17 protein-coding genes are annotated in these 18,073 nt (G+C 72.6%); 5 read left to right on the plus strand and 12 right to left on the minus strand.

Annotation, left to right across the window (positions count from 1 at the left end; genetic code table 11):
- Window positions 1-61 precede the first annotated feature (61 nt).
- The 3 genes from ACFY8W_RS31175 (at window position 62) to ACFY8W_RS31185 (ending at window position 3,550) form a co-directional block, all read left to right on the plus strand.
- Window positions 62-1,270, plus strand: a complete 1,209-nt coding sequence (locus ACFY8W_RS31175) for an MFS transporter (protein ID WP_391112454.1) — start codon at window positions 62-64, stop codon at window positions 1,268-1,270.
- Window positions 1,271-1,359: 89 nt separating this feature from the next.
- On the plus strand, window positions 1,360-2,775 hold the full coding sequence (locus tag ACFY8W_RS31180) for a solute carrier family 23 protein (RefSeq protein ID WP_391112457.1): 1,416 nt from the start codon (window positions 1,360-1,362) through the stop codon (window positions 2,773-2,775).
- Window positions 2,776-2,848: 73 nt separating this feature from the next.
- Window positions 2,849-3,550: a DUF5995 family protein gene (locus tag ACFY8W_RS31185; protein ID WP_391112460.1), complete on the plus strand. Its 702-nt coding sequence runs from the start codon at window positions 2,849-2,851 to the stop codon at window positions 3,548-3,550.
- A gap of 45 nt (window positions 3,551-3,595) precedes the next feature.
- Here the strand turns inward: ACFY8W_RS31185 and ACFY8W_RS31190 are convergent, their stop codons facing one another.
- Window positions 3,596-5,290 carry an FAD-dependent oxidoreductase gene (locus ACFY8W_RS31190; protein WP_391112463.1) on the minus strand — a complete coding sequence of 565 codons (1,695 nt, stop codon included), beginning with the start codon at window positions 5,288-5,290 and terminating at the stop codon, window positions 3,596-3,598.
- Between the two features lie 62 nt (window positions 5,291-5,352).
- On the minus strand, window positions 5,353-6,171 hold the full coding sequence (locus tag ACFY8W_RS31195; RefSeq protein WP_391112466.1) for a nitrilase-related carbon-nitrogen hydrolase: 819 nt from the start codon (window positions 6,169-6,171) through the stop codon (window positions 5,353-5,355).
- A gap of 290 nt (window positions 6,172-6,461) precedes the next feature.
- On the opposite strand from ACFY8W_RS31195, the gene ACFY8W_RS31200 reads away from it, so the two are divergent.
- Complete coding sequence (locus ACFY8W_RS31200) at window positions 6,462-7,013, plus strand: Repetin (RefSeq protein WP_391112468.1); 552 nt, start codon at window positions 6,462-6,464, stop codon at window positions 7,011-7,013.
- Between the two features lie 92 nt (window positions 7,014-7,105).
- Here the strand turns inward: ACFY8W_RS31200 and ACFY8W_RS31205 are convergent, their stop codons facing one another.
- Complete coding sequence (locus ACFY8W_RS31205) at window positions 7,106-7,561, minus strand: Lrp/AsnC family transcriptional regulator (RefSeq protein ID WP_030691274.1); 456 nt, start codon at window positions 7,559-7,561, stop codon at window positions 7,106-7,108.
- Between the two features lie 10 nt (window positions 7,562-7,571).
- Window positions 7,572-9,068 carry an amino acid permease gene (locus tag ACFY8W_RS31210; protein WP_391112471.1) on the minus strand — a complete coding sequence of 499 codons (1,497 nt, stop codon included), beginning with the start codon at window positions 9,066-9,068 and terminating at the stop codon, window positions 7,572-7,574.
- Window positions 9,069-9,402: 334 nt separating this feature from the next.
- On the opposite strand from ACFY8W_RS31210, the gene ACFY8W_RS31215 reads away from it, so the two are divergent.
- Window positions 9,403-10,401, plus strand: coding sequence for a GDSL-type esterase/lipase family protein (locus tag ACFY8W_RS31215; protein ID WP_391112474.1), 999 nt, complete (start codon window positions 9,403-9,405; stop codon window positions 10,399-10,401).
- 154 nt (window positions 10,402-10,555) lie between these two features.
- On the opposite strand, the gene ACFY8W_RS31220 is transcribed toward ACFY8W_RS31215, so the two are convergent.
- From ACFY8W_RS31220 to ACFY8W_RS31255, 8 genes are all read right to left on the minus strand, one after another.
- Window positions 10,556-10,990, minus strand: coding sequence for a hypothetical protein (locus ACFY8W_RS31220; RefSeq protein ID WP_391112476.1), 435 nt, complete (start codon window positions 10,988-10,990; stop codon window positions 10,556-10,558).
- An 82-nt stretch (window positions 10,991-11,072) separates the two neighbouring features.
- Complete coding sequence (locus ACFY8W_RS31225; RefSeq protein WP_391112479.1) at window positions 11,073-11,576, minus strand: GNAT family N-acetyltransferase; 504 nt, start codon at window positions 11,574-11,576, stop codon at window positions 11,073-11,075.
- A gap of 77 nt (window positions 11,577-11,653) precedes the next feature.
- The gene (locus tag ACFY8W_RS31230; protein WP_391112481.1) at window positions 11,654-13,096 is read right to left on the minus strand and encodes a GuaB1 family IMP dehydrogenase-related protein; all 1,443 of its coding nucleotides are present in this window, start codon (window positions 13,094-13,096) and stop codon (window positions 11,654-11,656) included.
- A gap of 105 nt (window positions 13,097-13,201) precedes the next feature.
- Window positions 13,202-13,606 (minus strand): barstar family protein, encoded by a 405-nt coding sequence (locus ACFY8W_RS31235; RefSeq protein ID WP_391112484.1) that lies wholly within the window; start codon window positions 13,604-13,606, stop codon window positions 13,202-13,204.
- Window positions 13,603-14,118, minus strand: coding sequence for a ribonuclease domain-containing protein (locus ACFY8W_RS31240; protein ID WP_391112486.1), 516 nt, complete (start codon window positions 14,116-14,118; stop codon window positions 13,603-13,605). The genes ACFY8W_RS31235 and ACFY8W_RS31240 overlap by 4 nt, the downstream gene beginning before the upstream one ends.
- Before the next feature lie 78 nt (window positions 14,119-14,196).
- A complete protein-coding gene (locus ACFY8W_RS31245; protein ID WP_356072011.1) occupies window positions 14,197-15,246 on the minus strand; it encodes a sugar-binding domain-containing protein in 1,050 nt (349 codons plus the stop codon).
- A 185-nt stretch (window positions 15,247-15,431) separates the two neighbouring features.
- Window positions 15,432-16,115 (minus strand): ribulose-phosphate 3-epimerase, encoded by a 684-nt coding sequence (gene rpe, locus ACFY8W_RS31250; RefSeq protein WP_391112489.1) that lies wholly within the window; start codon window positions 16,113-16,115, stop codon window positions 15,432-15,434.
- A gap of 445 nt (window positions 16,116-16,560) precedes the next feature.
- A complete protein-coding gene (locus tag ACFY8W_RS31255) occupies window positions 16,561-17,994 on the minus strand; it encodes a transcription antitermination factor NusB (RefSeq protein ID WP_391112492.1) in 1,434 nt (477 codons plus the stop codon).
- Window positions 17,995-18,073: the final 79 nt, after the last annotated feature.

Raw genomic sequence — 18,073 nt, forward strand, 5'->3', positions numbered from 1 at the left:
ATCAGGCAGGGTTCCTGATAGTTTACGGCGCGTTCGAGGACGACCATCCCGGGGAGGGCACATGGCGGCGCAGACCGTCTTCACCACCGAGCGGCTGCGGCGCGCCAGGTTCGCCGTCGCCGCCGTCTTCTGCGTCCACGGCGCGGTCACCGGCAGCTTCGCCACCCGCATTCCCTGGATCCAGGAGCACGCGGGCGTCGGCGCGGGCCAGCTCGGACTCGCCCTCGCGTTCCCGGCGATCGGCGCCTCGCTCGCGATGCCGCTGGCCGGCGCGATCAGCCACCGCTTCGGCGCCCGCCAGGCGCTGCGCGGGCTGCTCGTCCTGTGGACCCTGTCGCTGACGCTGCCCTCGCTCGCGCCGAACGTCTACGGCCTGTGCGCGGCCCTGTTCGTCTACGGCGCCACGGCCGGCATGTCCGATGTCGCCATGAACGCGCTCGGCGTCGAGACCGAGAACCGGCTCGGCCGCTCCATCATGTCCGGCCTGCACGGCATGTGGAGCGCGGGCGCCCTGCTCGGCTCCGCCGCCGGTACCGTCGCCGCCCACCTCGGCGGCGACGCCCGGCTCCACCATCTGGTGGCCGCGCTCGTCCTGACCGTGCTCGGTCTCGCCGCCTGCCAGGGCGTGCTCGACCTGCAGAGCGCGCCCGAGGAGGAGGCGCCGCCGCGGTTCTCGCTGCCGCCGAAGTCCGCCCTGGTCATCGGCGCGATCGGCTTCTGCGGAGTGTTCGCCGAGGGCGCCAGCCTGGACTGGTCGGCCGTCTACCTGAAGGAGGAGCTGGGCACCTCCGCCGGTCTCGCCGCCGCCTCCACCACCGCCTTCGCCCTGACCATGGCCGTGGCCCGGCTGGTCGGCGACCGGGTGGTGGACCGCTTCGGCGCGGTGCGCACCGTACGCGTCGGAGGTGTGGCCGCGACCCTCGGCGGGCTGCTCGTGGTGTTCGCCCCGCACGTGGCCCTCGCGCTGGCCGGTTTCGGTCTCATCGGGCTCGGTGTCGCCGTGGTCGTCCCTCTCGCGTTCGCCGCCGCCGGCCGCAGCGGGCCGAACCCCAGCCAGGCCATCGCGGGCGTCGCCACCATCACGTACACCTCGGGGCTCATCGCGCCCTCGGCGATCGGCGGCATCGCCGACGCGACCTCGCTGGCCTTCTCCTTCGGGCTGGTGACCCTGCTGACCTTCGGCCTCGTGCTCGGCGCGGGCGTGCTCCGGACGGGCGGGCGCGAGGCGGCCGGAGCGGCGGAGCGCAGCACCGCCGAAGGGGTTCGCTGACCTGCGGCGCACTACCATGTGGCTGATCTTTTGCGGTCCCGGCACGACGGGACCGACCGCCGCCTGACCCCGAGAACTGGAGCGAGCACATGAGCCTCGGCGTGCGCTGGACCCTGCACGGCGACGGGAGGACACCCGCGCCGGGAGCAGTCGTCCGGCCGGACGAACGCCTCTCGTGGCCCCGTACCGCAGGGCTCGGCGCCCAGCACGTGGTGGCGATGTTCGGCGCCTCCTTCGTCGCTCCGGTCCTCATGGGTCTCGACCCCAACCTCGCGATCATGATGTCCGGTGTCGCCACCGTGATCTTCCTGCTCGCGACCCGCGGCACCGTCCCGTCGTACCTGGGCTGTTCGCTGTCCTTCGTGGGCGTCGCCGCCGCCATCCGGGCCTCCGGCGGCAGCAGCGCGACCGTGACCGGCGCGGTGTTCGTGGTCGGCGCGGCGCTGTTCCTCGCGGGTCTGGCGGTGAGGAAGTTCGGGGCACGGATCATCCACGCGGCCATGCCGCCGATCGTCACCGGCGCCGTGGTCATGCTGATCGGCTTCAACCTGGCCCCGGTCACGGCCGCCACGTACTGGCCGCAGGACCAGTGGACGGCGCTGCTGGTGATGCTGTTCACCGGCCTCGCCGTGGTCTGTCTGCGGGGCTTCTGGTCCCGCATCGCGATCTTCCTCGGGCTGATCTTCGGCTACGGCATCTCCTGGGTCTTCGACCTGGTCTTCGGCAAGATCCACTCGATGTCGCCGAGCGGCCAGGTCACCGACCACTGGCGCCTCGACCTCTCCGGCGTCTCCCAGGCCGACTGGATCGGCCTGCCGACCCTGCACGGCCCCAGCTTCGAGTGGTCCGCGATCCTCGTGGCCCTGCCCGTGGTCATCGCGCTCATCGCCGAGAACGCCGGGCACGTCAAGGCCGTCGGCGAGATGACCGGCGACCCGCTGGACGACAAGCTCGGTACGGCGATCGCCGCAGACGGCGCCGCCTCCATGCTGTCCACCGCCGTGGGCGGCCCGCCGAACACCACGTACTCCGAGAACATCGGCGTCATGGCCGCGACCCGGGTCTACTCCACGGCCGCCTACTGGGCGGCGGCCGGCTTCGCGCTGCTCTTCGGCCTCTGCCCGAAGTTCGGCGCGGTCGTCGCCGCCATCCCCGGCGGCGTGCTCGGCGGCATCACCGTCATCCTCTACGGCATGATCGGCCTGCTCGGCGCCCAGATCTGGATCAACGCCAAGGTCGACCTGCGCAACCCGCTCAACCTGGTGCCCGCCGCGGCCGGCATCATCATCGGCGTCGGCGGCGTGAAGCTCACCTTCACCGACACCTTCGAGCTCGGCGGCATCGCGCTCGGCACCCTGGTCGTCATCACCGGCTACCACGTGCTGCGCGCCTTCGCGCCCGCCCACCTGAAGCAGCAGGAGCCGCTGCTCGACTCGGGCACCAGCTCGTACGAGAGCACCCCGGGCGAGAGCACCCCGGGCTCGGAGCCCGCGGCGAAGTCCTGACATATTCGCCCGTTCTGGGGAAGCCGGGTGGCGGAACCCCACCGTCCGGCTCTCCTGCTGCCACCCTGCAGCCATGGCGCAGACGCAGGACATCCAGCTCGGGCCGTTCACGGCCGTCGACCCCGTGGTGGACCGGATGCGGGCCATCCGCTCGGCCTGGCACCCCGCCGACGGGGTCGCGGTGTTCAACCGGGTCTATCTGACGGTCACCGAGGAGATCGGCAGGGCCATCGAGTCCGGCTCCTTCGCCGACCGGCGGGCGGCCGCCACCCTCGACGTACGGTTCGCCCAGCGCTATCTCGCGGTCGTCGACGCCGTCGCGACCGGCTGTCCGGCCCCGGCCTGCTGGCGGCCGCTCTTCCACTACCGGCGGCATCCGGGCGTACGGCCCCTGCAGTTCGCGCTCGCCGGGATCAACGCCCACATCGGCCACGACCTGGCCCTCGCGGTGGTCGACACCTGCCGCGCCCTGGAGTGCGCGCCCACGGACCTGGAGGACGAGTTCGACCGGGTGGGCGACGTACTGGTGCTCCTGGAGGAGCGCATCCGCGAGGAACTGATGCCGGGCCCGGACCTCCTGGAGATCGCGGACCCGCTGACGCATCTGCTCGGCTGCTGGAGCCTGGACCGGGCCCGCGAGGGGGCCTGGCTCGCCGCCCGCTCGCTGTGGCAGCTGCGGGGGCTGCCCGACCTGGCCGAGGAGTTCACCGAACGCCTCGACCGGTCGGTGGGCCTGGTGGGGCGGATGCTGCTCACCCCGCTGGCCAGGCCCTGACCTCACGGCCGTGGCTCACGGCCGTGGCTCACGGCCGCACGGAGCTCAGTCCTCCGGCAGCTCGACCGGGGCGATCTCGTCGTACACGTCGCCGGGGCCCGGGTTGGTGGCGTCGGTGGCGCCGCCGAAGTGGTGCATCACGCCCCACACCGCGTTGAGCGCCGTCTGCACCGCGCCCTCGGCCCAGCCGGCCGTCCACGAGATGTCGTCGCCCGCGAGGAAGATGCCCCGCTTGTCCTCCGGCAGCCGGTCCTGCATGAAGTGCGTGAACAGGCGGCGCTGGTAGCGGTAGTGGCCCGGCAGGTTGGCCTTGAAGGCGCCCATGAAGTAGGGCTCGTTCTCCCAGGACACCGTCACCGGGTTGCCGATGATGTGCTTCCGGATGTCGACCTTCGGATAGATCTCGCCCAGCGACTTCAGCATGACCTCCATCCGCTCGTTCGCGGACAGCGGCAGCCACTTCAGGCTGTCGTCGCACCACGTGTACGAGAGGCAGATGACGGCCGGCTTGTCCGGGCCGTCGTCCAGGAGGTAGGTGCCGCGGGTCATCCGGTCGGTGAGCGTCATCGACATGACGTCACGGCCCGTCTCCTCGTCCTTGTCCAGCCAGAACGGACGGTCCACCGGAATGAAGAGCTTCGAGCTCTCCATGTAGTGGGTGCGCTCCATCGCGGTCCAGTGGTCGATCGGGAACAGCGAGTCGTCGCAGGCGATCTTGGACAGCAGCATCCACGACTGGGCGGTGAAGATCGCGGCGCGGTACGTGCGGATGTCGCCGGAGGCGTCGGTGACCGTGATCCGGTTGCCGGCCGCGCGGTGCAGGCGGGTCACCGCCGGGCGCGGGGCGCCCTCGTGCAGCGAGGCGAGCGAGGTGCCCAGCGGCCAGTGGACGATCTTCTGCGGCTCGCGCTCCCAGAGGCGCAGCGGCAGCTGCTGCGAGCCGCCGACGATGCCGCGGTGGTGGTCGTCGGCCTCGGTGTAGACGACCCGGAGGATCTCCAGGATGGAGTTCGGGAAGTCGGTGTCCCAGCCGCCGGTGCCGAAGCCGACCTGGCCGAAGATCTCGCGGTGCCGGAAGGACTTGAAGGCCTCGGACTTGCAGAGGAAGCCGTAGAAGGTCTCGTCGTCGAGCTTCTCGACGAGCCTGGCCCAGATCTCGCGGATGCGCGGGACGTCGCGCTCGCGCATCGCCCGGTTCATGTCGGTGAAGTCGGCGCCCTCGTCGAGACACGCGTTCCAGGCCTCGGCGACGTCGCGGTAGACCTGCGGCAGGTCGTCGATGGTCTCGGCGTAGTGCGACTCGCCCTTGAGGTCGACGACGGTCGAGGGCGTGGCCTCGGCCAGCGGGTTCGGGAACGGCCGGGTGGTGAGGCCCACCAGGTCGATGTAGTGCTGGAGCGCCGTGGAGGAGGGCGGGAAGCGCATCGCGCCCATCTCGGCGGTCAGGCCCTCGGTCTCCGGGCCCTCGAAGCCGACGGTGCGCAGCCGGCCGCCGATCTGGTCGGCCTCGTACACGACGGGCTTGAGGCCCATCTTCATCAGCTCGTACGCCGCGATGATGCCCGACAGGCCGCCGCCGATGACCGCGACCTCGGTGCCGTGCTCGGTCGCGGGTATCTGGCCGAGACCGGCCGGGTGGGCCAGGAAGTCGTCGTAGGCGTACGGGAAGTCCGGACCGAACATGGTGATCGGGGGCTGGCCGTCGGTGTGCTGGACGGCGGTGGGCACCGTGGACGTCATGGGGTACGGACTCCTTGCACGAAAAAGGAAGGTGGAGCGGGGGTGGGCGGGCGGAGGGGCGCTCAGGCCCGGTCGTCGACCAGGGAGCCGTAGAGGCCGGGCCGCCGGTCGCGGAGATACGGGTTGAGCGCGCGGGACGCGTTCAGGACGTCGGGGTCGACCTCGCCGAACACGAGGTCCTCGCCCTGTCCCGCGCGGGCCCGGGCGGTGCCGTCGGGGGCGGCGAGGGTGGACCGGCCGACGAACTCGAAGTCGCCCTCGGGCCCGGTCCGGTTGGCGTACGCGATGTAGAGCTGGTTCTCGAAGGCGCGCACGGGGACGACGGCGTCGGGCACGATCTCGGCGGGGTGCATGAGCGCGGTCGGCACGAGGAGGAGGTCCGTGCCGGCCAGCGCCTGCGCCCGTACGTTCTCGGGGAACTCGACGTCGTAGCAGATCATCAGGCCGACGGTGAGGCCGCCGAGCTCCGCCTGGACGACGCTCCGGTCTCCGGGCGTGAACCACTTCAGCTCGAAGTCGCCGAAGAGGTGGGTCTTGCGGTAGTGCGCGAGCACGGCGCCGTCGGCGCCGAAGAGCTGCGCGGAGTTGTGGAGCACGCCGTGCGCCTCGGTGTCCCGCTCCGGGTAGCCGTAGCCGACGGCCAGGCCGTGGCGGGCCGCGATCTCGGCGACGGCCCGCGCGGAGGGGCCGTCGGACGGCTCGGCGAGCCGGGCGATGTCGGCGCCGATGGCGTAGCCCGTGAGGAACAGCTCGGGGGCGAGCAGCAGGCCGGCGCCGCCCTCGGCGGCGCGGGCCGCGGCCTCGTCGAGGATCTTCAGATTCGCGGCCACGTCACCGAGCTGTCCGGAGCTCTGGAGCAGGGCGGCGCGCAGCGCGGGCATGGGCGTTCCTCGGAGGCAGGAGTGGAGGGAGGCAATTCGAAGGGAAGACGTCAAAAACGGTACGGTTTCGGGCTCGGCCGGGACAAGGCGAGACCGTTGCGGACCGACCGTCGAACCGTTGCGTGATCGTCGGGCACGGCGGCGATTCGTTGCGTGCCGCTACGACCAGGGGTGTACCCCTCCCCCGCCGTGCGGCGGAGACGAGGACCGTTCCGCGGCGCGATGTTCCCGCGCGACCGGCGCGGAAGAGTGGTCGTCGTCCGGTTGACCTGCCGAAAGGACCGCGCGACATGAACCGCCGTACGAAGATCGCCGCCGTGGCCGCCGCCCTGCTGATCACGGCTGGAGCGGCCGGCTCCGCGACCGCCTCCGGGGACGGGAAGGGCGCGGACCGGGAGGCGGCGGCGCTGACCGGCAGCGCCAAGCTGTACCGCCCGGCCGGCGACGACATCACCATGAGCTTCGACGCGCACCTGGCGAAGGACGCGCTGCCATGGGAGGCGACGGGGACCTTCCGCTTCAGCCACTACAAGGGCGACTTCGCGGCGGCGGCCGACGTGAAGGTCGACTGCCTGGTCACGGGCGGGAAGGTGGCCACCGTCACGGGCGTGATCACCCGTGGCGAGGGCCTGCTGGCCACGGCCGTCGGCAAGCGCGTCGGCATCTCCGTGCACGACACGGCCAGAGGACGGGACCGGCTGGGGTACAGCTGGATGGCGTCCAACGACCCGCTGACGGACGAGGTGCCGAAGTGCACCAGCGCCGCGCCCTTCGAGCGGACGAAGGAGGGCACCGGCGACCTCAAGGTGCTGCCCTGGCAGTTCGAGTACCCCACCGACTGAGCCCGTCGCACGGACTCCCGCACGCACGGGCTCCCGCACGCACGAAGGGACCGTCCCACGGGGGTGGGCGGTCCCTTCGTGTCCACGCGTTCCTAGGCGGGCGAGCCGGAGGAGAAGCGCCGCAGCAGCGGCGAGAGCACCAGGACGGACTTGGTGCGCTCCACGAAGGGCTCGCCCGCGATCCGCTCCAGGACGCGCTCGAAGTGGCGCATGTCGGAGGCGAAGACCTGGACGACGGCGTCCGCGTCACCGGTCACGGTCGACGCGGACACCACCTCCGGGTACCGCTCCAGCCCTCGCCGGATGTCCTCCGGCGAGGTGTTGTGGCGGCAGTAGATCTCGACGAACCCCTCCGTCTCCCAGCCGAGCGCCGCCGGGTCCACCCGCACGGTGAAGCCGGTGATGGCGCCCTCGGCCCGGAGCCGGTCCACGCGTCGTTTCACGGCGGGCGCGGAGAGGCCGACCAGCGAGCCGATGTCGGCGTAGCTGCGGCGGGCGTCTTCCGCGAGGGCGTGGACGATGCGTTCGTCGAGGTCGTTGAGTCGCACTACGGGTGGATCACTTCTCTGCTGGAGCCTCTGCCAGGGCCGGTGCCGTGGCCAGTCGGGAGCGGCGCATGCCGTACAGGAAGTAGAACACGAGCCCCGCGATCATCCAGCCGCCGAACCACATCCAGGTGACGGCCGGAAGGTTGATCATCATGTAGCCGCAGAAGAGGAAGCCCAGGATCGGGGTGACCGGGAAGAGCATCACCTTGAAGGTGCGGTTCATCTCGGGCCGCGTGTAGCGCAGGACGACGACCGCGACGTTGACCAGCGCGAAGGCGAAGAGCGTGCCGATGCTGGTGGCGTTGGCCAGCTCGCCCAGCGGGATGAAGGCGGCGAGGCCACCACAGAAGAGCGAGACGATCACGGTGTTGGCGCGCGGGGCGCCGGACTTCGAGTCGACCTTCGCGAAGACCTTGGGCACCAGCCCGTCGCGGGACATCGCGAAGAGGATGCGGGTCTGGCCGTAGAGGACGGCGAAGACGACGCTGGCGATGGCGACGACCGCGCCCGCCGCCAGCACGACGCCCCAGAAGCTCTGTCCGGTGACGTCCTTCATGATCTGGGCGAGGGCCGCCTCGGTGCCCTCGAAGTCCTGCCACGGCATGGCCCCGACGGCGACCAGCGCGACCAGGCAGTACAGCACGGTGACGATCAGCAGCGAGAGCATGATCGCGCGCGGCAGGTCCCGCTTGGGGTTCTGGGCCTCCTCACCGGCTGTGGAGGCGGCGTCGAAGCCGATGTACGAGAAGAACAGCGTGGCCGCGGCGGCGCTGATGCCGGTCACACCGAGCGGGGCGAGCGGGGCGTAGTTGCCCGCCTTGATGCCCATGAAGCCGATGCCGATGAAGAGCAGCAGCGTGACGATCTTCACGGCGACCATGATCGTGTTGATGCGGGCGCTCTCCTTGGCGCCGCCCATCAGGAAGACCATCGCGAGGAGGACCACGACGAGGGCCGGGAGGTTGACGAACCCGCCCTCGCCGAGCGGCGCGGAGACGGCCTCGGGGATGGTCACCCCGATGGTGCCGTCGAGCAGCTCGTTCAGGTACTCGCCCCAGCCGACCGCCACGGCGGCGACGGAGACGCCGTACTCCAGCACGAGGCACCAGCCGCAGACCCAGGCGATGAGCTCGCCCATCGTTGCGTACGCATACGAGTACGAGGAACCGGAGACCGGTATGGAGCCGGCCAGCTCGGCGTAGGAGAGCGCCGAGAAGAGGGCGGTGAGGCCCGCGATGACGAAGGAGATCGCGACCGCGGGGCCGGCGAGCGGAGTCGCCTCGCCGAGGACGACGAAGATGCCGGTGCCGAGCGTCGCACCGATGCTGATCATGGTCAGCTGCCACATCGAGAGCGAGCGGCGGAGCGAGCCGCCCTCACCCTGGCCACCCTCCGCGACCAGGGCTTCGACCGGCTTGCGGCGGGTGAGGGCGGAGAGCCCGGTGGTCTTGCGGGCGGTCGTGACGTTCGCGTCGTCGACCGGTGGGGCTGCGCCGTGGTCCAGCACTGCGGGGGCTCCTTATCGCTGCCTGTAGACGGAGCGGGGACCGCGGCGGTGCGCGGGCATGCCGAGACAGCCCACGGGGGAAGGGGGAACCGCCGAGCAGGCGGTCGCCGCCACTCCTGGTACGAGGCATGAGCCTAAGGCCCCGCGCTTCGCATCCGTAATGCAGGGTTGTTGCGCAGTCGCAGATGATCATTGCGCGCTTGCGGCACAGACGGGGAAACATTGCGCTCCCCCGCATGAATCGACACATCGGGGGCGTACGGCGCCCCGCGCGCGAGCATTGACTCCTCGTGCGGCATGACCCACGCTGCACCCGCCCGAACGGAGGTCCTCGGTGAGCTGGCTGGAGCCCGAACCCTTTCTCCGCGGTACCGCATGGCTGGACGGCGACCGGCCCGTCCGCGCCGACCCGGCGGACCTGGAACGGCTGCCCTGGGACATCGCCCAGCGGGCCGCGCTGCCGATCGGCGTGCGGGTGGAGTTCACGGCCGCGCCGGGGACCCGGGCCGTGCTGCTGCGGTACCGCGCGGCCCTCCCGGTCGCCGGTGACGCGCTCCGGGCGCTGCGGCACGGCTTCGCGCTCTGGCAGGGCACGGACTGTCTCGCCGAGGTGTTCGCCCGGCCGGCCGAGGAGGGTTCCGTACGGATCGAACTCCCGCCCGGCGGCGGCGAGTTCACCGTCCATCTGCCCGAAGGGCAGGCGCCGGTCGTGCTCGGTCTGCGCGCGGTCGGCGGCGCCCTCTCCCCCGCCCCGCGCCGCCCGCGCTGGCTGGTCCACGGCGACTCGATCACCGAGGGCTGGTGGGCCACCCGGCCCGCCCGCTCCTGGCCCGCGACGGCCGGCCGGCTGCTCGGCCTCGACCCGGTCAACCTCGGCTACGCCGGCGGCGCGCGCGGCGAACTGCCGCTCGCCGAGCAGCTCTCCCGCCTCCCCGGCGAGCTGATCACGCTCGCCTTCGGCACCAACTGCTGGGGGACGATGCCGTTTTCGGCCTCGTTGATGTACGAGACCACGCGGACGTTCCTGTCGCTCGTACGCCGGGGACACCCCGAGACCCCGCTGCTGCTCGTCTCCCCCGTGCTGCGGCCGGCGGCGGAGACGACGCCGAACCCGATGGGCGCGACGCTGACGGAGCTGCGCGCGGCCATGGAGCGGGCCGGGCGGGACCGGGTCCTCGCGGGCGACCGCCGGCTCGCCGTCCTCCCGGGCCGCGACCTCCTGGGCCCGGACCACCTCGCCGACGGCCTGCACCCCAACGACGCGGGCCACACCCTGCTGGGCGCGGCGGTGGCCCGCTCGCTGCGCGAGGCGGGCTTCGTGCCGCCGGGCTAGGGCGGGTCCTTCGGACCAGGCCGAGTGGAGGAGCGGCGTCCGGTGCGTGCGGCCGCAGGGCGGAAGAGGGAGGCGACGCGGAGCGTCGGCGAGCGACGACGCGGCGGACCTGCGTGCCGGCCCCTGGGACGCCGGCAAGATCCGGGAGACCGCCCTATCGCGCCCTCGTACGGCCGTCGCGGGCCACGAGGACGAGCGCGGTGCGCGCGGCGCCGAGGAGGAAGCCGAACGGGAGCGCGAAACCGGCCCAGAAGGCCGCCTCCGCGGGCAGGAGTGCCAGGGCGACGGGCCGGGCGGCCGGGCGGCGCCGCCACAGCAGCCGGCCGGCGCCCACCTCCGCGAGGCAGACGACGAGGAAGCCGGCGAGCAGCGGCCCGCTCGTCCTGAGGCCGATCCGCTCGAAGGGACCGCCTCCGTAGGTGGGGAAGCCGAGGAAGGTCCACACCTCGCCGTGCCGGGCGAGGTGGCCGATCGCGTAGACGCACGGTGCTCCGAAACCGACGCCCGTGAGCCAGGCGCAGCACGCGGCGCCCTTCATCGCGGCGGTGTTCCCGCCGCCGGCCGGTCCGTCGCTCGTTCCGCGGCCCATGCTCCGATGAGACCGCCGGCGACGGCGGACGTCAAACGGGCCGGGCGGCCCCGCGGGGCGGCCTCCCGGGCCGCGGCGGCGATCAGTCCAGCCGTCTGACGAGGAAGGTGCAGGCGTCGGCACGTTCGTGCCGCACGCCGTCCGCGTCCGTGTACGCGTAGCGGTCGGTGTACGCCGTCACGGGCGCGTACCCGAGCCGGGCGTACAGCGCCGCCGCCCGGGGGTTGTGGTGGCCGACGCCGAGCCCCAGGAGCGTGCCGCCCCGCTCGCGCACCAGCTCCTCGGCCGCGCGGATCAGGGCCGTGCCGATGCCCTGCCCGCGCAGGTCCTCCCGTACGTCCAGGCCGTTGAACTCCGGGCAGTCGCCGGCCGCGGCCCGCACCTCGGGCGCGGCGCAACCGTCCCAGCGGACCTGCCCGTACCCGGCCGGGGCCCCGTCCCGCCAGGCGACCAGATAGGTGCCGGTCCCGGCCTCCTGGCGGGCGAACCGGTCGGCGTGGCGGGTGGGCGCGCCCGGCGTCGGCAGATGGCGGTCGAGCAGCGCGACGTCCGCGGCGCGGCAGGGCGTGATCTCCGTGCGGTCCATGCGCCGACCGTACGGGAACGCCGCGGGCCCCCGGGAGCGATTTCCCGGGGGCCCGCGGCGTCGGAGGAGCCGAAGGCTCAGCTCCAGCTGGCGTGCAGCGGCTTGCCCTCCGCGTAACCCGCGGCGGACTGGATGCCGACGACGGCGCGCTCCTCGAACTCGGCGAGGTTGCTCGCACCGGCGTAGGTGCAGGAGGAGCGGACACCGGCGATGATCGAGTCGATCAGGTCCTCGACGCCCGGACGCTGCGGGTCCAGGAACATGCGCGAGGTGGAGATGCCCTCCTCGAACAGCGCCTTGCGGGCGCGGTCGTAGGCGGACTCGTCGCTCGTGCGGTTCTTCACGGCACGGGCGGAGGCCATGCCGAAGGACTCCTTGTAGGCGCGGCCCTGGGCGTCGTGCTGGAGGTCGCCCGGGGACTCGTACGTACCGGCGAACCAGGAGCCGATCATGACGTTGGACGCGCCGGCGGCGAGCGCCATGGCGACGTCGCGCGGGTGACGGACACCGCCGTCGGCCCACACGTGCTTGCCGTACTTCTTCGCCTCGGCCGCGCACTCCAGGACGGCGGAGAACTGCGGGCGGCCCACGCCGGTCATCATGCGGGTGGTGCACATGGCGCCGGGACCCACACCGACCTTGATGATGTCCGCGCCGGCATCGATGAGGTCCTTGACGCCCTCGGCTGCGACGATGTTGCCGGCGACGATCGGAACCTGGGGGTCGAGGGCGCGCACGGCCTTGATCGCGTTGATCATCGACTCCTGGTGGCCGTGTGCCGTGTCGATGACGAGCGTGTCCACGCCCGCGTCGAGGAGCTGCTTGGCCTTGCCGACGAAGTCGCCGTTGATGCCGACGGCGGCCGCGATGCGCAGCCTGCCGTTCGCATCGACGGCCGGGGTGTAGAGGGTCGCGCGCAGGGCGCCCCGGCGGGTGAGGATGCCGACCAGCTTGCCGTCGGCGTCGACGGCCGGGGCGTAGCGGCGGTTGGCGGTGTCGAGGCGGTGGAAGGCCTCGCGCGGCTCGATGTCGGCGTCGAGGAGCAGCAGGTCCTTGGACATGACCTCGGACAGCTGGGTGAAGCGGTCCACGCCGGAAAGGTCGGCGTCGGTGACGACGCCCACCGGGCGGCGGTACTCGTCGACGACGACGCCGGCCTCGTGCGCCCGCTTCGGCAGCAGCGAGAGCGCGTCGGCGACGGTCTGGTGCGGCTCCAGGACGATCGGGGTGTCGAGGACCAGGTGGCGGGACTTGACCCAGCCGATGACGTCGGTGACGACGTCGATCGGGATGTCCTGCGGGATGACGACCAGGCCGCCGCGGCGGGCGACGGTCTCGGCCATACGGCGGCCGGCGATGGCGGTCATGTTGGCCACGACCAGCGGAATCGTCGTACCGGTTCCGTCCGGCGAGGAGAGGTCCACGCCCTGGCGGGAACCCACGGCCGAGCGGCTCGGCACCATGAACACATCGTCGTAGGTGAGGTCGTACGGCGGCTTGACGTCATTGAGGAAACGCACGTGCTGACATCCCAGTCGTTCGGATCGGCCCCTAGGCATTTCAGCCAGGGGAAAAAGCACGTAGTTCATTGTCCCACGCCGGTACGAATACCAGCCCCGGGCGATTCATCCGAGCCTTTCGGGGGACCTTTCGTCGGATCCTCCGAAAACCTCTCCGAGGGAGAGGAGAACGGTGAGGTGCGCGGGGCGTTCCTCGACTGCCGTGGCGAAGACGTCCTGCGCGAGCTGCCACTCGCGGGGGTGCGTCCGCGCGTAGCCCTGCCAGCCGGTGACGACGATCGCGACGGGCGCCGGCAGGTCGGTCAGGCAGTCCGCGAGGGCGTCCCAGTTGCGGCCGAACCAGTCGGGCAGGCCGAGCGCGGCGGCGCAGCGGTCCATGAAGGCGGCCTTGTCGGTGACCCCGTACAGGTCGAGGACGGCCACGTCGCCGTTGTCGGCGCCGTCGCCGAAGTCGCCGCTGCCGCCGTTGTCACCCTTGTCGCCGTTGTCGCCGAGGTCTTCTGGGCTCATTCGGTGACCACCTCCCGGAAGCTCGCGTAGTGGTCGTCGGTGTAGTAGATCTCCCCGTACCTGCCGGTGACGATGCGCCGGGCGCCACGGTCGCGTTCGCCGGGGGTCTTCACCGTGTACTCGTGGTAGTGACCACGCTCGCGCCGCGGCAGGACCCGCTCGAAGTTCGAGAAGACGGCGCCGTCCTTGGCGTACGGGAAGGGCCCGCCGGCGCGGATGAGGGCGAGGGTCTTCCGGGCCTCCGCCGGCAGCCGGTCCTCGCGGACGGTGGGCAGCCCGGAGTCGCCGCCGCGGGCCGTCGGGGCGGCCGCGGCGGTCCGGGTGCCGGGGGCACGGGGAGGAGCGACCGTGACGGTCCGGGAAGGGCGGGCCGTGACGGTCTGGGAGGGGCCGGCGGCCGTCGCGCCCGTGCCCGCTCCCGTGGCCGTACCGCTGCCGCCGGAGCACCCGGTCAGGAAGAGCGCGAGCCCGGCGAACAGGGCGAGCCCGAGCCGGGCGCTTCGCAGGATCATGGCCCCGATGCTGCCATCGCCCGGGCCGGCCCGCCGTGCGGGCGCGCCCACCGGCCGACCGGTGGGCGCGGACCGTCGTCAGATGCCGTCGGGGTCCGCGCGGTCGAGCGCGGGGCGCGGGCCCGGGCTGAACTCGGTGAGCAGGTAGTCGGCCGCGGACCGGTCGGTCACCAGGCTGGTGACGAGACCGGAGCGGAGCACCGCGCCGATCGCCGCCGCCTTGCGCTGGCCGCCCGCGATGGCGACGACCTCGGGGATCCGGCGCAGCCGGTCCGCCTCGACGGTGATGCAGCGCTCGCCGAGGTCCCGGCCGACCCGTCTGCCCTCCGCGTCGAAGAGGTGCGCGGACATCTCGGCGGCGACGCCGAGCGAGGCGTAGTGGGCGCGCTCGGCGTCGGAGAGCATGTCGTGGACGGTCGAGATGCCCGGCTCCCAGGAACCGATGGAGACGCACGCGACGGTGACCTTGTCGAAGTACTCGAAGGCCCGCGCGATGCCGGTCTGGCTGCGCAGCGCGTTGGCGGTCGCCGCGTCGGGCAGCAGCATCGGCGCGTAGATGGGGTGGGCCTCGCCGCCGGAGACCTGTGCGGCGCGCCGCACCGCCTCCACCGAGCCGCGCTCGGCCGTGCCCGCGTCGTACACGCCGGTGAGCTGGACGACGGTGCAGGGCGGCAGCCGGTCGAGGGCGGCGGCCATGTGGATGGTGGAGCGACCCCAGGCGAGGCCCAGGACGTCGCCCTCGGTGACCAGCTCGCCGAGCAGGTCGGCCGCGACCTCGCCGAGGTTCTCCGGGTCGGGCGACTCGTCCTCGCCCTCGGCCGGCGACTCGACGACCACGGCGTGGCGCAGCCCGTAACGGGCGCGGAGCGCGTCGGAGCGCTCGGCGTCCAGTTCGGCCGGCACGCGGATCTCGATGCGCACGAGGTCGCGCTCCAGGGCGGTCTCCAGGACCCGGGCCACCTTGAAGCGGCTCACGCCGAACTCCTCGGCGATCTGGATCTTGGACTTGCCCTCGAGGTAGAAACGGCGGGCCATGGCCGCCGCCTGCACGAGTTCCGCGGGTCCCATGCGCAGGGCCGACCGTCCCGCCGACATACCCGCCACCGCGATCTCCTCACTGCTGTTCACGTACGGCTGCTCGCGTGTCCTCGGCGCGCTTCGTCGTGCGCCGCGGCCGCTGCTTCTGGTGCTGCTGTTCAAGCTGTCGTTCACACTCTGGACTCACCGTTCATCCTGTCAGATCCGGCGGGTCCTGAGCGGCCGTGTCGGCGCCCCGACGGACCGCGTTCACGTACCGGTGGGTCAGCGGAGGCTCAGTGGCCACACGCCCACGCCGCCGAGGCGGTCGCGGACTCGGCCCTGGCCCGGAGGGAGCGCACGGCGTCGGCCGGGTCGGCGGCACCGTAGACGGCGGAACCGGCCACGAAGACGTCGGCGCCGGCCTCGGCGCACCGCTCGATGGTGGACTCGGAGACGCCGCCGTCGACCTGCAGCCAGAGCTCCAGGCCGTGCTTGGAGATCAGCTCGCGGGTGCGGCGGATCTTCGGCAGCATGATGTCGAGGAAGGCCTGGCCGCCGAAGCCGGGCTCGACGGTCATGATCAGGAGCATGTCGAGCTCCGGCAGCAGGTCCTCGAACGGTTCGATGGGCGTGGCCGGCTTGAGCGCCATGGACGCCCGGGCGCCCTTGGCGCGGATCTCCCGGGCGAGCCGCACGGGAGCGGCCGCCGCTTCCACGTGGAAGGTGACGGATCCCGCGCCGGCCTCCACGTACTGCGGGGCCCAGCGGTCCGGGTCCTCGATCATCAGGTGGCAGTCGAGCGGGGTGTCCGTGGCCCGGCTGAGCGACTCGACGATCGGCACGCCCAGCGTCAGATTGGGCACGAAGTGGTTGTCCATCACGTCGACGTGCAGCCAGTCGGCACCGTCGACCGCCTTCGCCTCATCGGCGAGCCGGGCGAAGTCCGCGGACAGGATGCTGGGATTGATCTGCGCCATGTGCCAAGCCTGCCATGTTCTTGAGCACTTCTTTGCCGCGAAGCGGTGTGGATCGTGCGGGGGCCGCGTCCCGCGCGGGACGTAATGGTACAGACCAGATGATTCCGCCGGTAGGGCCGGCGGAACGGCTGTCGTGCGTCCGCCGGCTCCGGACCGGCGACGGGCGTCGTGACGGCGACCCGCACCGTACCGGTGGCCGAGACCACCACCTGCGCGACCTTCTGCGCGGCGGCGCTCGGACAGCCCGTCGGCGCTCGGACAGCCCGTCGGCGTTCCGATCCCCGCCTGGCCTTCCTGGAGTCCGGTCGGCGCGGTGCCGATGCCCCCCGAACCGAGCCCCCTCCCTCGCCGGCCGTGGTCCACGCCCTCCGGCTGGACTTCAGGCCGCCCGTGACGGCGCTCGACCCCTATGTCCGGGGGCGCGGACGGAGGCGGCCCCTGCCCCTCAGGCCGTGCGGCGGATGAGCGCCAGGTACATCGCGTCCGTGCCGTGCAGATGCGGCCACAGCTGGACGTCGGGGCCGTCGCCGAGGTCCGGGACGCCGGGCAGCAGCGGGCGGGCGTCGATCAGTTCGGCGCCGCCCGCCTTCTTCAGGACGTCGTCCACGACCACCCGGGTCTCGGCGAGGTGCGGCGAGCAGGTGGCGTACCCCACCACTCCCCCGACCCGGACGGCCCGCAGCGCCTCGGTGAGCAGCCCGCGCTGGAGCGGCGCGAAGCCGTCGAGGTCGGAGGGACGGCGGCGCCAGCGGGCCTCGGGGCGGCGGCGCAGCGCGCCGAGCCCGGAGCAGGGCACGTCCATCAGGACCCGGTCGAAGGAGCCCTCGCCCCACGGCGGGCGCGTGCCGTCGGCGGCGATGACCTGGTACGGGCCCGGGTTGCCGGCCAGGGCGCGCTCGACCAGGCGGGCGCGGTGCGGCTGCTTCTCGGAGGCCAGCAGGGCGGCGCCGCGCCGGGCGGCGAGGGCGCCGAGCAGGGCCGCCTTGCCGCCGGGGCCGGCGCAGCCGTCGAGCCAGCGGGTGTCGGGGCCGTCGAGCGGGGCGTTGGCGAGGGCGATCGCGACGAGCTGGCTGCCCTCGTCCTGGACGCCGGCCCGGCCCTCGCGCACGGCCTCGATCGCGCCGGGCTCGCCGCCCTCGGAGAGCCGGAGCGCGTACGGCGACCAGCGCCCGGGTTCCGTCTCGGCCGCGGCGGCGAGCTCCTCGGTGGTGGCCCGGCCGGGGCGTGCGACCAGGGTGACCTCGGGCCGCTCGTTGTCGGCCTCCAGCAGGCTCTCGATCCCGGCGCGGCCTCCGCCGAGTGCGTCCCACAGCGCGGACACGACCCACCGCGGATGGGAGTGGACGACGGCGAGGTGGTCCTCGGCGTCGTCCTCGTACGGGGGCGCGACCCGCGCCACCCAGGTGTCGAAGTCGTCCTGCGCGATCTTGCGCAGCACGGCGTTCACGAACTTGGCCCGCCCGTCGCCGAGCACCACGCGGGCCAGCTCGACGGTGGCGGACACGGCGGCGTGGCTCGGGATCCGGGTCCCGAGCAGCTGGTGCGCGCCGAGCGAGAGCACGTCGAGCACCGGCGGGTCGACCTCGCGCAGCGGCCGGTCCACGCACGCGGAGATGATCGCGTCGTACGTCCCCTGTCGCCTCAGCGTCCCGTAGACGAGCTCGGTCGCGAGCGCCGCGTCCCGCCCGTCGAAGCCCTCGTTCTTCTCCCGCGCCTTCTTCAGCAGCGGCGGCAGCACGAGGTTCGCGTACGCGTCCCGCTCGTCCACGGCCCGCAGCACCTCGAAGGCGAGGATCCGCACGGGATCCTTCTTGGGCCGCCGGTGGGGCCGGGGGGCCTTGGAGGACGTGGGGGTGCGACGACGTGCCTGCTCGCTCAAAGGTGCTCCGCGTGAGGATGAATCCGGTGAGGGGTCGGCCGGACACCCGGGCCCGGCACCACTCAGCGTAACGCCGGCG

The organism is Streptomyces sp. NPDC012637 (assembly GCF_042954805.1).
In the GTDB taxonomy this organism is placed as follows: domain Bacteria; phylum Actinomycetota; class Actinomycetes; order Streptomycetales; family Streptomycetaceae; genus Streptomyces.

Bases quoted from the DNA above. Each gene is read 5' to 3' on its own strand.
- ACFY8W_RS31190 (WP_391112463.1), bottom strand. From the start codon at position 5,290: ATGACGTCCACGGTGCCCACCGCCGTCCAGCACACCGACGGCCAGCCC.
- ACFY8W_RS31185 (WP_391112460.1), top strand. From the start codon at position 2,849: ATGGCGCAGACGCAGGACATCCAGCTCGGGCCGTTCACGGCCGTCGAC.
- ACFY8W_RS31240 (WP_391112486.1), bottom strand. From the start codon at position 14,118: ATGATCCTGCGAAGCGCCCGGCTCGGGCTCGCCCTGTTCGCCGGGCTC.
- ACFY8W_RS31200 (WP_391112468.1), top strand. From the start codon at position 6,462: ATGAACCGCCGTACGAAGATCGCCGCCGTGGCCGCCGCCCTGCTGATC.
- ACFY8W_RS31180 (WP_391112457.1), top strand. From the start codon at position 1,360: ATGAGCCTCGGCGTGCGCTGGACCCTGCACGGCGACGGGAGGACACCC.
- rpe (WP_391112489.1), bottom strand. From the start codon at position 16,115: ATGGCGCAGATCAATCCCAGCATCCTGTCCGCGGACTTCGCCCGGCTC.
- ACFY8W_RS31225 (WP_391112479.1), bottom strand. From the start codon at position 11,576: ATGGACCGCACGGAGATCACGCCCTGCCGCGCCGCGGACGTCGCGCTG.
- ACFY8W_RS31195 (WP_391112466.1), bottom strand. From the start codon at position 6,171: ATGCCCGCGCTGCGCGCCGCCCTGCTCCAGAGCTCCGGACAGCTCGGT.
- ACFY8W_RS31235 (WP_391112484.1), bottom strand. From the start codon at position 13,606: ATGAGCCCAGAAGACCTCGGCGACAACGGCGACAAGGGTGACAACGGC.
- ACFY8W_RS31175 (WP_391112454.1), top strand. From the start codon at position 62: ATGGCGGCGCAGACCGTCTTCACCACCGAGCGGCTGCGGCGCGCCAGG.
- ACFY8W_RS31220 (WP_391112476.1), bottom strand. From the start codon at position 10,990: ATGGGCCGCGGAACGAGCGACGGACCGGCCGGCGGCGGGAACACCGCC.